The sequence below is a fragment of the Iodobacter sp. BJB302 genome (assembly GCF_002735645.1).
Taxonomy (GTDB): Bacteria; Pseudomonadota; Gammaproteobacteria; order Burkholderiales; family Chitinibacteraceae; genus Iodobacter.
Window position 1 is genome coordinate 1 of the sequence record NZ_PDZG01000007.1, and the last position, 13,720, is coordinate 13,720.

A 13,720-nucleotide genomic window follows, 5' to 3' on the forward strand; every position below is an offset into this window, starting at 1 on the left:
AATGCGCCATTTTTGATAAAAAGAACGCGGGGATTGTTGAGGGTTGATCGCGAGGGGTTGTAAGCATTGCTCCGCAATGCTCGCCATGACACTATGGCCCAGTCGGGTTCTTGCTGCGCTGATACCCGACTTGCCGACCTCAATACGTCCAGAGGTGGCCCCTAGGAAAGTCATGCCTTCAGTCACAATTCGCAGGACTTCCTCCGTATTCACACTGCGATAAAGTGACAGGGCGATCACATACCAAGCCATCACATGGGCGGGCAAATCACGCGTTCGTTGGTCGTGCCGCGCATGTAAGTCTAACGCATTATCAATCGTTGCTATGGGGATAAGGCGTGCCAACAGCCCCACACTTAAGTAGTCAGATATTCGAATCGAATCTTCCAAATGTGCAGCTCTGCTCGCCATACTTCATGATTAATGAAAAAAAGAAATTATCTATCAATTATCCATCATTTGACTATAAAGTGAACAGCATTGCCCTCAATCCCCCTTTTACTAAGGGGGAGGCTAAAGCCGAAGCGATGCTTAAAGTTGTGCAGATCCTTATGCTTGGCCTTCTCCGTGTAACTCTGTGGTTCAAGATTTAGGTTTCTGCGTGAGCAATCGCCCTCACCTGCAATGCTATGGTTCCTTTCCCCGCTCCCGCCCCGTAAACTGCAGCTCCTTTGCCTTTGATTGCCCCGCTCATGAGTAAACGCCGTACTTCCCCCCTACCGCACCGCGATGGCATTGCCCCGAGTTTTTTACAGCTGCCTGCCGGGCAATGGCCAGATTTGCTGACGTTTTTAATCACGCGCTTTCCGCATATGCCGGCCGAAATATTGCGCGGGCGTTTGGAGCGTGGCGAGATTGTTGACCATCAGGGCGAGGTATTGAATGTAGCCAGCAGCTTTCAGCCCAATGGCCGCATCTGGTATTACCGCGAAGTGCCCGAAGAAACGCCGGTGCCCTTTGCCGAGCACATTATTTATCAGGATGAGCGCTTGCTGGTGGCAGATAAGCCGCATTTTCTGGCCTGTATTCCGGCCGGGCGTTATTTGCAGGAAACGCTGCTGACCCGACTACGTAAGTCGCTGGGCGCGCCCGACATTGCGCCGATCCATCGTCTGGATAGAGAAACAGCAGGGATTATGCTGTTCAGCCTCGATCCCGCCTGCCGCGCTGGCTACCATGCGCTGTTTTCTGAGCGGGATGTGGCGAAAGAATACGAGGCGATTGCACCTTTTAGGGCTGATTTAGAGCTACCCCGCGTGCACCGCAGCTTTATGCAGGAGCAGCAGGGCATGTTTACCATGGAAGAAGCACCAGGCGAGCCTAATAGCGAAACCTATATCGAGCTGATCGAGCAGCGTGGTGAATGGGCACGCTATCGCCTCAAACCGCACACCGGCAAAAAACACCAGCTGCGCACCCATTTAAGCGCGCTTGGCGTGCCGATTTTAAATGATCCCTGGTATCCCGAATTGTTGCCCGAAAAAGGCGATGACTTCAGCCGCCCCTTGCAATTATTAGCCAGGGCGATTGAGTTTGTTGATCCGTTTACGGGTGAAAGCAGGCGTTTTGAAAGCCAACGGGAACTGTGCTGGCCTGAATAAAGTCATATCTGATGATTATTCAATGACAGGCAGAACATGTACGAATCCAGACATCATCCTCCGCTGCCATGGGCAAAATTTTGTACCCGGCTGTTGTGGCATGTTGCAGGCGCTTTACTGCTCATTTTGCTCTCCCTGTTTTTAGGGGCGGCAGGCCATGTCTATTTTGAGCTGCACAGCTGGCACGATGGCTTTTTAAATGGCGCAATGATGCTGGGAGGAATGGGGCCGCTGACTCCACCAGTGAGCAATGCCGGCAAATTATTTGTGGGCCTGTATGCGCTCTACGCGGGTTTAGTTTTTGTTGCAGCTATCGGCATGATGCTTGCCCCAGTGGCCCACAGGGTTTTGCATTTATTTCACAGGGAAGGCCACAAAACATAGCGAAAGGCGCATCAGACACTGCGCCTTTCAATCTGATCACTTACTTCTTTACTGGCCGCTGCCAGCCATAAATCGTTACCTGCTTGGCCCGCGCTACGGTCAGCTCGCCAGCCGGTGCATTCTTGCCAATCACCGATCCTGCACCAGTAGTTGCACCTTCACCGATGGTAACGGGTGCAACCAGCACATTATTCGAGCCAATACGTACTTCGTCTTCAATCACGGTACGGAATTTATTCACGCCATCGTAATTGGCCGTAATCGTCCCCGCGCCCACATTCACCTTGCTGCCCATGGTGGTGTCGCCGATATAGCTCAGATGATTTACTTTTGAGCCTTTGCCGATGGTCGCTTTTTTGACTTCCACAAAGTTGCCGATATGCACATCGTCGGCCAGCTCGGCACCGGGGCGCAGACGGGCAAACGGGCCGATCAGATTGCCCTTGCCTACTACAGCGTCTTCCAGATGGCTGAATGGGTGAATGATGGTGTCATCATTGATCGTTACATTCTTTAAAACACAATTTGCGCCGATGCTTACGTTTTCGCCCAGAACAACATCACCCTCAAACACGCAATTCACATCGATAACCACATCCATGCCATGGCGCAGCGTGCCGCGTACATCGATACGTGCCGGATCAATCAGGCTAACGCCAGACAATAACAGTGACTGCGCAATCTCCGCCTGATGAATGCGCTCCAGCTGGGCCAGTTGCACCTTATTATTAATGCCTTCGGCTTCCCAGTGATCCTGAGGATGCACGGTGGCCACTTCAACGCCATCACGCACCGCCAGAGCGATCAGATCGGTGGCGTAATATTCGCCCTGGGCATTGTCATTTTTAAGCTCGGAAAGCCAGCCCGCCAGTTTTGCTGTGGGCAGAGCCAGAATGCCTGTGTTCATTTCTTTAATTGCCGCTTGCTCAGGGCTGGCGTCTTTTTGCTCAACAATGCACGTTACCTTGCCCGCAGCATCGCGGACTATGCGGCCATAGCCCGTGGCATCGTCCAGAATATCCGTCAGAATCCCTAACTTCCCCTGGCTGCTGGCTGCTAACAGCGCCTGCAGCGTGGCTAAGCGGGTTAAAGGCACATCGCCATACAACATCAGCGTGGTTTCACCCTGTAAATGTGGCAAAGCCTGCGCGAGCGCGTGACCCGTTCCCAGCTGCTCGGCCTGATGCGCCCATGTCAGATCAGTGCTGCCGAGTAATTCTTCCTGTACCTGCTTGCCACCATGGCCATAAACCACAACCAGCTTACCGGGCTGCAGCTGTCTTGCCGTATCCAACACATGCCCCAGCAAGGGTTTCCCCGCCAGGCGATGCAAAACCTTAGGCATTTTGGAGTACATACGCTTGCCCTGGCCGGCAGCGAGGACAACAACATCAAGCAAAGCGCTCATGCGACAAGACCTAGTAACTGTAAATGTGGCAAAGCCTGCGCGAGCGCGTGACCCGTTCCCAGCTGCTCGGCCTGATGCGCCCATGTCAGATCAGTGCTGCCGAGTAATTCTTCCTGTACCTGCTTGCCACCATGGCCATAAACCACAACCAGCTTACCGGGCTGCAGCTGTCTTGCCGTATCCAACACATGCCCCAGCAAGGGTTTCCCCGCCAGGCGATGCAAAACCTTAGGCATTTTGGAGTACATACGCTTGCCCTGGCCGGCAGCGAGGACAACAACATCAAGCAAAGCGCTCATGCGACAAGACCTAGTAAGCTAAAAGGCATTATTTTAACCCTTTTTACGCTACAAACCAGCGGCTAAATGTAATGTAAACAATGCAAAGAGGGTGAAGCATATGGCATTTAATTGATTAGCCACTCTGCACCAATCCGGATAAAAAGCCATACTGGCCGGTATCGCCTTGCGATGGCGGGTTGCGCCAAAAAACAAGCTAACCCGCCCTGAATTTCCCGGCCTGATTAAGCCAGATACCGCTGTTCTAAATGCTTGCGGAAATGAGCCGGGTTAAGCGCCTCGCCTGTGGCACGGCTAACCAGTTCACCCGTTTCCCACTGGCTGGCCTGGCTCCAGATATTGGCGTTCAGCCAATTAAATATCGGAGCTAAATCACCAGCCGCAATACGCTCGTCCAGATCCGGATGCAGCTTGCGTATCGTTGCAAAATATTGCGCGGCATACATTGCGCCCAGTGTGTAGCTTGGGAAATAGCCAAACGCGCCATCCGTCCAGTGGATATCCTGCAGGCAGCCATTTTTAAAATTGCCCCTGGTATCCACGCCCAGATAGGCCTGCATTTTTTCATCCCACAAGGCTGGCACATCGTCAGCTTCGATTTCGCCATCAATCAGGGCGCGTTCAATTTCGTAACGCAAAATCACATGGGCCGGGTAAGTCAGCTCATCGGCGTCCACACGAATAAAATCCGGGTGCACACGGGTGTACATTTTGGCCAGATTGGCCGCCTCAAATGCGGGCTGATCACCCAAATGCTTTTTAACCAGCGGGCTGATCAGGGCTAAAAATGCCGGATTGCGGCCTAATTGCATTTCAAACGACAAGCTCTGGCTTTCATGTATGCCCATAGAGCGGGCACGCCCTACCGGCAGGGCAACCGTTTCGCGCGGCAGGCTTTGCTCATAACGGGCGTGGCCGGTTTCATGCACAATGCCCATCATGCTTTGCATAAAATCATCTTCGCGATAGCGGGTAGTGATACGCACGTCTTCGGGCACACCGCCGCAAAATGGGTGATTCGATACATCAAGGCGGCCAGCTTCAAAATCAAAACCCAGTAAAGCCATGACATCCAAACCAAGCGCACGTTGTTTTTCAACGGCAAACGGGCCAGTCGCAGCAATTACCAGCTCTGTTGCTTGCTTCTCCATTGCCTGACGAATCAGCCCTGGCAGCCAGCTTTTCACATCGCCAAAAATACGGTCGAGCTCAGCACAGCTCATACCAGGCTCGTATTTATTGAGCAGCGATTCGTAAGGCGAAAGACCTGTTTCTTTCGCCAAAAGCTGCGCTTCTTCGCGGGATAAGCGCACTACTTCACGGAAATTAGCCAAAAAACCCTGCCAGTCATTATTCTGCCGCTGTGTACGCCACTCATGCGAGCAATGCGATCCCACAAGCGTTTTGGCTTCTACCAGGCTGGCGGGCAATAAATTGGCGTGTTCCCACTGGCGTTTAATCTCGCGCAGGCTGGCTTGCTCTGCCGCGCTTAAATCTTCAGCCTCTGCTGCTTTGATCAGCTCAGCTAATGCCGGATCGGTCAGCGTGTTATGAATCAGCACACCCAGCTCGGCCATCGCCGCACCGCGTGCATCATTGCCTTTTGCAGGCATCATGGCAGCCTGATCCCAGCCTGCCAGCGAGCCCAGATGCTCATAACGATAAATACGGGTAAACGTTGCAACAACAGCTTGGTAGGCGTTTTGGCTCATTGAAATAGGATCTCTGTAGGTAAGAATACTTATCATGCCAGCTTGGATAACAAGTGCAATTGCTTTGAACCCTGGCACTAGTCAGCTAAGCCACATACGTGTTTAAGCAAGGTATAACAGCAGGTAAGCCAGACGCCAGCTAATCTGTATGCAGGGAATAAATTGAGACAACTGGCATGCGGGATCTTAAAATTATCTGGAAAATAATGCTGCCTGCAGGATTACTTACATTGGTTACCCTGGGTATTGTATTACTCTCGCTGCACGCCATCGCATCGATCAGCGGCCTTGCATCATATGCTTTAGATGAAAACGCCCGCAGAGTTTTTCTAGCTAATCAGGCCGCGTTTTACATCACAAGCACCACCACCGACGACCGAAATCAAATCCATGCATGGACAACGCAAATGGAAGCAGCGGCCGAAAAGCAATTTCAGTTAAATCTGGATAAAGGACGCGACGCTTTAAATCGTTTATATGCAATTGAAAAAGACGCCAGCCGCAGAGCCATCATCGATCAGGCACGAAGCCAGCTTCTGCAATTTGAAAAAATTGATAAAGAAGCCTTTAAGCTGACACGGCTGGGGCAGCCCACCGAGGCGTATGCGCTCATAAATGGTGATGCCTACCATGCATATAAAGCTGCAATGAGCCATCTGAGCCAGTTAGTGAAACTGGAAGAAAACGATATTGCTATCGCCCGCAAGCAGATCGATATAAGGGGTAAAAACACCTTCTGGACCGTGCTAATGATTGCCGTTGTCGGGTTTTTAATCAGTCTTGCTGCAGTCTGGCTGAGTACCCAGCAAATTTTGCGGCAGCTGGGTGGCGAGCCGGCTTACGCGGCAAGCGTAGCCCGGCAAGTGGCTGCCGGCGATCTTAGCCTGGATGTGATGGTGCACGCTGAAGATCAAAACAGTCTCTTATTTGCCATGCGCCAGATGGTAGAAAAACTAAGCTCTATTGTCATCAGTCTGCGAGACGCAACAGAGGCGACTTACAACTCATCTTCAGAAGTAGCAAGTGCCGCACAACTGGTCTGCAAGAACACCAGCATCAATGCCGACATACTGAGAGAAAGCAGCATATCGATTGATAACCTCAGTATTCATACCAGCCAGAACACGTATACCGCGCACATCACCGACTCGATGGCACGCCAGTCCACATTGGATGCACGCAGCAGCTGTGAGTCAGTACAAAAAACCACCTCAGCCATGCGAAAAATTGCTAAGGAGATTCAAATCATTGACGATATTGCCTACCAAACTAATTTACTGGCCTTAAATGCAGCCATTGAAGCGGCCCGGGCAGGCACAAATGGTAAAAGCTTTGCTGTGGTCGCGGCTGAAGTCAGAAAACTGGCCGAGCGCTGCCAGCTGGCCGCGCAAAAGATTGGCGACTTATCCCAGAGCAGCGTACAGCTTGCTGAAGCCGCTGGCGAACAGCTCAACAAAATAGAGCCATCCATTAGAAAAACCGCCGGCCTGGTTCAGGAAATCGCCGCCAACAGCCACGAACAGAGCCATGAGCTTGAGCTGATCAACCAGAATATCGGCGAAGTATCACAGCGCGTAGCAACCAACGCAGCTGCATCTGAGCAGCTGTCTGCCACAGCCGAACAACTAAGCAATCAGGCCCGCCAGGTGCAAACGATGCTGGCATTTTTTAAGATTAAACAATCTTAATCAGCCATTGCCAAACAAGCAGCTTACTCACAGCCCCCAACCGGGCATGTGACTTAATCTTCAAACGTAAAAAAGGCAGCCGAAGCTGCCTTTTTTATCACCACACTAAAGCTTAGTGACCACGCTTTTTGAGCTTGTCGATCACGGCAAGTTTTGCTACCGCTTCCACCAGCTCGGCCTGAGCCATCGCAAAGTCCATCGATGAGCCGTGGTTCTTTAATGCTTCTTCGGCGCGGCGTTTGGCGTCCAGCGCCTTGGCTTCGTCGATGTCTTTACCGCGAATGGCAGTATCTGCCAGCACGGTAACCACATGAGGCTGCACTTCTAACATGCCGCCTGAAACATAAAGAATCACTTCTTCATCGCTATTGGCAACTTTGATGCGCACCGCTCCGGGCCTCACACGAGTGAGTAGTGGGGCGTGACGCGGCAGAATACCAATTTCACCTTTTTCGGCGGGTGCCGAGATAAACTCAGCCACGCCGGAGTAAATCAGTGCTTCTGCGCTTACCACGTCCACATGCATTGTCATTGCCATGGCACTAATCCTTATTGCATGGTCTTGGCTTTTTCAACCGCTTCTTCGATGCTGCCTACCATGTAGAAGGCTTGCTCCGGAAGATGGTCGTAATCGCCATTAAGAATGCCCTTGAAGCCCTTGAGGGTTTCTTTCAGTGGCACGTATTTGCCTGGAGAACCAGTAAATACTTCGGCCACATGGAAAGGCTGTGACAAGAAACGTTGGATCTTACGTGCGCGGGATACCGACAATTTGTCTTCAGGAGACAATTCATCCATACCCAGAATCGCAATAATATCCTGCAGTTCTTTGTACTTTTGCAGTGTTTGCTGCACACCACGGGCAACAGCGTAATGCTCTTCACCCACAACTTGCGGATCAAGCTGACGCGATGTTGAATCGAGTGGATCAACCGCAGGGTAGATACCCAGGGAGGCGATGTCACGCGAAAGAACAACGGTTGCGTCCAAGTGAGCAAATGTTGTTGCTGGCGAAGGATCGGTCAAGTCATCCGCAGGCACGTAAACGGCCTGAATCGATGTGATCGAACCAGTCTTGGTCGAAGTAATACGCTCTTGCAGAGCACCCATTTCTTCAGCCAGAGTAGGTTGATAACCCACGGCAGAAGGCATACGGCCCAACAGCGCAGAAACTTCAGTACCGGCCAGTGTATAGCGGTAGATGTTATCTACGAAGAACAGAATGTCACGACCTTCATCACGGAAGTGCTCGGCCATAGTCAGACCAGTCAGCGCTACGCGCAGACGGTTACCTGGTGGCTCGTTCATCTGACCGTAAACCATCGCCACTTTATCAAGAACGTTAGAGTCCTTCATTTCGTGGTAGAAGTCGTTACCTTCACGGGTACGCTCACCTACACCAGCAAACACGGACAGACCCGAGTGTGCCTTAGCGATGTTGTTGATCAGTTCCATCATGTTAACGGTCTTACCCACACCCGCACCGCCGAACAGACCAACCTTACCACCCTTAGCAAACGGGCAAATCAAGTCAATAACCTTGATACCTGTTTCTAACAGATCAATAGATTGGTTCAGTTCATCGAACTTAGGTGCAAGTTGGTGAATAGCGCGCTTGCTTTCGCTTTTCACTTCACCGGCTTCATCAATCGGGTTACCGAGCACATCCATGATGCGGCCCAGTGTAGCGTTACCTACTGGCACCGAAATCGGTGCGCCAGTGCCGCTCACCAACATGCCGCGCTTCAGGCCGTCAGTAGTACCCATTGCAATCGCACGCACTACGCCGTCGCCGAGCTGTTGCTGTACTTCCAGCGTCAGGTCGATTGCGTCGAGCTTGATTGCGTCATACACCTTGGGCAGGCTGTCGTGTGGGAATTCCACGTCAACAACCGGGCCAATGATTTGTACGATTTTACCTTGGCTCATCGTTATTCCTAAATCCCAGTTAATCCGTTGTGCGTCAGGGCCTTACACCGCTGCCGCGCCAGAAACGATTTCGGAGAGTTCCTTCGTAATCGCTGCTTGACGGGTTTTGTTGTAAAGGAGCTGCAGATCGCCGATCACATTGTCTGCGTTATCAGTCGCCGCTTTCATCGCCACCATACGGGCCGCTTGCTCGGAAGAAATGTTTTCCGCTACGGCCTGGTAAACCAGTGCCTCAATGTAACGGCTCATTAATTCGTCGATCACAGTCTTCGCATCCGGCTCAAACAGGTATTCCCAGTTGTAGCCTTTTTTAGGCTCGCCAAATGCGTTGTCTGATAACGGCAGCAGCTGTTCAATCACTGGCTCTTGCTTCATGGTATTCACGAAGCGGGTGTAAACGAGGTGTACTTCGTCTACTTCACCAGCAACAAAGGCGTCGATCATTACTTTGATCGGGCCAATCAGCTGCTCAAGGTGCGGGGTATCGCCGAGTCCGTGCGCAGAGGATAAAACCTTTGCGCCGTAACGGTTCATAAACCCGATACCCTTGTTACCGATTGCGGTTACAGAGGTTTCTACGCCGTCCTGATGCCAATCCTTCATACGGTTCACGGCCAGACGCAGGGAGTTGGTGTTTAAGCCACCACACAGCCCCTTGTCTGAAGTAATCGTAATCAGGCCCGCACGCTTAACAACGTCGCGCTTTTGCAAATAAGGATGCGTGTAATCAACAAAGGCAGCGCTCAGGTGGGCAGCCACATTACGGATTTTTTCACCGTAAGGACGTGCCGCTTTCATGCGTTCCTGAGCCTTGCGCATTTTTGATGTCGCAACCATTTCCATAGCACGGGTGATCTTTTGCGTATTTTTTACGCTCTTGATCTTTGTCCGAATTTCTTTACCGCTTGCCATGATTTGATCCTTGTCTCAACGTATCAAATCAATACGCGGCGCTGGCCTTGAAGCCTTCCACTGCTTTAACGATCACTTTTTCGTCATCAGAAGCCAGGTCACCCTTGTCTTCGATACGAGCCAGTACGTCTGCGTGGTTAGCCTTGAGGTCAGCCAAGAATGCAGCTTCAAACGCCAGTGCTTTTTCAACTTTGATGTCATCAAACACACCTTTGTTGATCAGCAGCAGCGTGATCGACAGCTCAGACACTTTCAACGGGCTGTATTGAGCCTGTTTCATCAGTTCTGTAACCATCTTGCCGCGCTCAAGTTGCTTACGTGTTGCTTCGTCCAGATCAGAAGCAAACTGCGCGAACGCAGCCAGTTCACGATACTGAGCCAGAGCCAGACGTACACCACCACCGAGCTTTTTAATCACTTTGGTCTGCGCTGCACCACCAACACGAGAAACCGAAATACCAGCATTCATCGCCGGGCGAATACCCGCGTTGAACAAGTCAGTTTCCAAGAAAATCTGACCGTCAGTAATCGAAATCACGTTAGTAGGAACGAATGCAGAAACGTCACCCGCCTGGGTTTCAATGATAGGCAGAGCGGTTAAAGAACCGGTTTTGCCTTTCACTGCACCGTTAGTCAGTTTTTCTACTTCTGCTTCGTTAATGCGGGAAGCACGTTCCAGCAGACGCGAGTGCAGGTAGAACACATCGCCCGGATACGCTTCACGGCCCGGAGGACGGCGCAGTAACAGGGAGATTTGACGGTAAGCTACAGCTTGCTTGGACAAATCGTCATAAACGATCAGAGCGTCTTCGCCGCGGTCGCGGAAGTATTCACCCATCGTGCAACCGGAGTATGCAGCGATGTATTGCAGAGCAGCAGCTTCAGAAGCAGCAGCAGCAACCACAATGGTGTGACCCATTGCGCCGTGCTCTTCCAGCTTGCGCACTACGTTGGCAATCGAAGAAGCCTTTTGGCCAATCGCAACATAAATACATGTCACGCCTGTGCCTTTCTGGTTGATGATCGCGTCCAGAGCAACGGCAGTTTTACCGGTCTGACGGTCACCAATGATCAGCTCGCGCTGACCACGACCTACTGGCACCATAGTATCAATCGATTTGATACCGGTTTGCAGTGGTTGCGACACAGATTGGCGGGCAATAACGCCCGGCGCAATTTTTTCGATTGGTGCAGATTCTGTTGTACCCAATGGGCCCTTGCCGTCGATAGGCTGGCCAAGAGAGTTAACAACACGACCAATCAATTCACGGCCGACTGGAACTTCCAGAATACGGCCGGTACATTTGACTTCGTCGCCTTCTTGAATGTGCTTGTAATCACCAAGCACAACGGCACCAACAGAATCACGCTCTAAGTTGAGCGCAAGACCGAAGGTATTACCCGGGAATTCCAGCATTTCGCCCTGCATAGCCTCTGACAGGCCGTGCACACGAACGATACCGTCTGTTACGGAAACTACAGTACCTGTGGTACGTGTTTCTGCTGCAGTCGATAAATTCTGGATCCGAGCTTTAATCAGTTCACTGATTTCGGACGGATTAAGTTGCATGATTTCTCCTAACTCTTCAGGCTCGAGGCGAGAGCGGTTAGCTTGCCGCGGACAGATGCGTCTACGACCAGATCACCTACCGTCACCTTCACGCCCCCGATGAGTTCCGGGTTAACGCTGACTTGGGCCGTGACCTTGCGGTGCAGCTGTTGGGATAAAGTTGCCGATAATTCAGCAACCTGGGTATCGGTCAAAGCAAAAGCAGATTCGATGCTGGCTTCAACTTCGCCTGCATCTGCTGCCTTGTACTCTTCAAATAGCTCTGCCACCGCCGGTAGGACGGTGAAGCGGCGATTTTCAAGTACAGCATCGATGAAGTTTTGTACTTCAGCGCTTTGCTGACCGCCCAATAATCCAAGCAACAGCTCCTTAACCTGAGCCACGGAAAACTTTGGATTAGCTACTACTTCCAGCGCCAGCTCGTTGCCTGCAATCAGGGCGAGCTGAGCCAGCACATCAGACCATAAAGGTAAGGTGCCGGTTTCTTTGGCCAGACGAAAAATAGCTACGGCGTAGGGTCTTGCGACGGTAATGAGTTCTGCCATGACGCTCTTACAGTTCCGCTTTGATGGATGCTAACAACTCGGCATGGGCATTTGCATCAACTTCGCGGCGCAGAATTTGTTCAGTACCTTGTAGTACCAAACCTGCTACCTGCTGACGCAAGGCTTCTTTTACCTGTTGAATTTGCTGGTCAATTTCCGCTTGAGCGCCGGCAACAAGGCGTTCGCCCTCTGCCTTTGCATGGCCCTTGGCTTCTTCAACCAATTGCGCGCCACGCTTTTCAGCTTGCGCAATGATTTCGGCTGCGTGCTGCTTTGCTTCGCGAAGCTTGTCAGCCGCTGCTTTCTCGGCCAGTTCAAGATCTTGCTTGGCACGATCAGCAGAAGCTAAACCGTCGGCGATACGCTTAGCACGCTCGTCCATAATCTGGGTCAGCGGAGGCCACACGAATTTCATCGTGAAGATGACCAAGATCGCAAATGTGATCATTTGGCCAAAAAGCGACAGATTAATATCCACGCTGATGTCCTCCTAAAAGACGGGCTAGATTACTTAGCAACGAGGCTCAGCAGCGGAGTCAGGAACGGGTTGTTGAATGTGTAAAGCATAGCAACACCAACGCCGATCATCGAGATAGCATCTAACAGACCAGCAATAATGAACAGCTTAGTTTGCAGAACCGGGATCATTTCTGGCTGACGGGCAGCAGATTCTAAGAACTTACCGCCAAGCAGAGCAAAACCAAGTGCAGTGCCGATAGCAGCTAAACCGATGATGATCGCGGCAGCGATTACAGTCATGCCTTGAACGCTAGCAATTACTTCTGGTGCAACCATTTCTAATATCTCCAAGAGGAAGGTTGGGTAAAACAAGGGGAAAGCAAAACACTGACAACAGCCAGCCTGAGCTGGCCGAAAGTAGTTTTAGTGATCTTCAACCGCAAGGCTGAGATAAACAATCGTCAACATCATAAATACGAAGGCTTGCAGGGTCACCACCAGGATGTGGAAAATAGCCCATGGTGTACCCAGAACCCACTGCGCCCAGAATGGCAGCAGTGCGATCAGAATAAAGATCAGCTCACCGGCATACATATTGCCGAACAAACGCAGAGCCAGAGAAATTGGCTTAGCAACCAGCTCAACCATCTGGAAAGCAAAGTTAACTGGAGCTAACAACACAGTCATCACCAGGCCTTCAGCATGGAATGGCGCTGTAAATAACTCTTTCAGCCAGCCAACAAGCCCCTTGGCTTTAATTGAAAAGCCAATAATGAGCAGCATCACCGCTAATGACATTGCAAAAGTCTGGTTTACGTCTGCAGTAGGCACAACACGCAGCTTTTCAATCCCAAATACGTGCTGACCAATCCATGGCAACAGATCAACCGGCAAGAAATCCATTGAGTTCATTAAGAACACCCAGCAGAAAATCGTCAGGCTTAATGGACCAATCACTTTTGATTTGCCGTGAAATGCATCTTTGATCTGGCTATCCACCATCTCAACGATCATTTCTACGAAGTTTTGCAAAGGGCCTGGCACGCCAGCGGTCGCTTTACGTGCGGCAAATGCGAAAATACCGACAAACAGGAAGCCTAAAACAAGAGCCACCCAGAATGTATCCAGGTGGAAACCATTGGCGGCCTGATTAAAGGACAAATGGTGCTGGATATACTCGGTAGCGTTAGCGGGTGCGTGATGTTCAGTCATG

The 13,720-nt window shown here is 51.3% G+C and carries 15 protein-coding genes; 3 read left to right on the forward strand and 12 right to left on the reverse strand.

Annotation, left to right across the window (positions count from 1 at the left end; all coding sequences use genetic code 11):
• A partial coding sequence (locus CSQ88_RS03530; RefSeq protein WP_180273513.1) for a transposase domain-containing protein occupies nucleotides 1-390 on the reverse strand: 390 nt, incomplete at its 3' end.
• A gap of 302 nt (nucleotides 391-692) precedes the next feature.
• Here CSQ88_RS03530 and CSQ88_RS03535 point away from each other — a divergent pair.
• Entirely contained in the window at nucleotides 693-1,601 is a 909-nt protein-coding gene (locus CSQ88_RS03535; RefSeq protein ID WP_099396726.1) for an RluA family pseudouridine synthase, read from the forward strand.
• A 36-nt stretch (nucleotides 1,602-1,637) separates the two neighbouring features.
• A complete protein-coding gene (locus CSQ88_RS03540) occupies nucleotides 1,638-1,985 on the forward strand; it encodes a hypothetical protein (RefSeq protein WP_099396727.1) in 348 nt (115 codons plus the stop codon).
• 40 nt (nucleotides 1,986-2,025) lie between these two features.
• Here the strand turns inward: CSQ88_RS03540 and glmU are convergent, their stop codons facing one another.
• From glmU to CSQ88_RS03555, 3 genes are all read right to left on the reverse strand, one after another.
• A complete protein-coding gene (gene glmU / locus CSQ88_RS03545; protein WP_099396728.1) occupies nucleotides 2,026-3,393 on the reverse strand; it encodes a bifunctional UDP-N-acetylglucosamine diphosphorylase/glucosamine-1-phosphate N-acetyltransferase GlmU in 1,368 nt (455 codons plus the stop codon).
• Entirely contained in the window at nucleotides 3,390-3,692 is a 303-nt protein-coding gene (locus CSQ88_RS03550) for an NTP transferase domain-containing protein (protein ID WP_257212443.1), read from the reverse strand. Before CSQ88_RS03550 ends, glmU begins: the two co-directional genes overlap by 4 nt.
• Before the next feature lie 224 nt (nucleotides 3,693-3,916).
• A complete protein-coding gene (locus CSQ88_RS03555) occupies nucleotides 3,917-5,404 on the reverse strand; it encodes a carboxypeptidase M32 (protein WP_099396729.1) in 1,488 nt (495 codons plus the stop codon).
• Nucleotides 5,405-5,580: 176 nt separating this feature from the next.
• Here CSQ88_RS03555 and CSQ88_RS22900 point away from each other — a divergent pair, with 176 nt between their 5' ends.
• Nucleotides 5,581-7,092, forward strand: coding sequence for a methyl-accepting chemotaxis protein (locus tag CSQ88_RS22900; protein WP_099396730.1), 1,512 nt, complete (start codon nucleotides 5,581-5,583; stop codon nucleotides 7,090-7,092).
• Between the two features lie 112 nt (nucleotides 7,093-7,204).
• Here the strand turns inward: CSQ88_RS22900 and CSQ88_RS03565 are convergent, their stop codons facing one another.
• The 8 genes from CSQ88_RS03565 to atpB all read right to left on the reverse strand — a co-directional run bounded on the left by CSQ88_RS03565 (nucleotide 7,205) and on the right by atpB (nucleotide 13,719).
• Nucleotides 7,205-7,630 carry a F0F1 ATP synthase subunit epsilon gene (locus CSQ88_RS03565; protein WP_099396731.1) on the reverse strand — a complete coding sequence of 142 codons (426 nt, stop codon included), beginning with the start codon at nucleotides 7,628-7,630 and terminating at the stop codon, nucleotides 7,205-7,207.
• 11 nt (nucleotides 7,631-7,641) lie between these two features.
• Nucleotides 7,642-9,021 carry a F0F1 ATP synthase subunit beta gene (gene atpD, locus CSQ88_RS03570; RefSeq protein WP_099396732.1) on the reverse strand — a complete coding sequence of 460 codons (1,380 nt, stop codon included), beginning with the start codon at nucleotides 9,019-9,021 and terminating at the stop codon, nucleotides 7,642-7,644.
• Between the two features lie 42 nt (nucleotides 9,022-9,063).
• Nucleotides 9,064-9,933 (reverse strand): F0F1 ATP synthase subunit gamma, encoded by an 870-nt coding sequence (gene atpG / locus CSQ88_RS03575; RefSeq protein ID WP_099396733.1) that lies wholly within the window; start codon nucleotides 9,931-9,933, stop codon nucleotides 9,064-9,066.
• A gap of 28 nt (nucleotides 9,934-9,961) precedes the next feature.
• Nucleotides 9,962-11,503 (reverse strand): F0F1 ATP synthase subunit alpha, encoded by a 1,542-nt coding sequence (gene atpA, locus CSQ88_RS03580; RefSeq protein ID WP_099396734.1) that lies wholly within the window; start codon nucleotides 11,501-11,503, stop codon nucleotides 9,962-9,964.
• Nucleotides 11,504-11,511: 8 nt separating this feature from the next.
• Complete coding sequence (locus tag CSQ88_RS03585) at nucleotides 11,512-12,048, reverse strand: F0F1 ATP synthase subunit delta (RefSeq protein ID WP_099396735.1); 537 nt, start codon at nucleotides 12,046-12,048, stop codon at nucleotides 11,512-11,514.
• Between the two features lie 7 nt (nucleotides 12,049-12,055).
• The gene (locus CSQ88_RS03590) at nucleotides 12,056-12,526 is read right to left on the reverse strand and encodes a F0F1 ATP synthase subunit B (protein ID WP_099396736.1); all 471 of its coding nucleotides are present in this window, start codon (nucleotides 12,524-12,526) and stop codon (nucleotides 12,056-12,058) included.
• A gap of 29 nt (nucleotides 12,527-12,555) precedes the next feature.
• Complete coding sequence (atpE, locus tag CSQ88_RS03595; RefSeq protein ID WP_347344034.1) at nucleotides 12,556-12,825, reverse strand: F0F1 ATP synthase subunit C; 270 nt, start codon at nucleotides 12,823-12,825, stop codon at nucleotides 12,556-12,558.
• A gap of 105 nt (nucleotides 12,826-12,930) precedes the next feature.
• A complete protein-coding gene (gene atpB, locus CSQ88_RS03600; RefSeq protein ID WP_099396738.1) occupies nucleotides 12,931-13,719 on the reverse strand; it encodes a F0F1 ATP synthase subunit A in 789 nt (262 codons plus the stop codon).
• Between the last annotated feature and the right edge of the window lies 1 nt (nucleotide 13,720).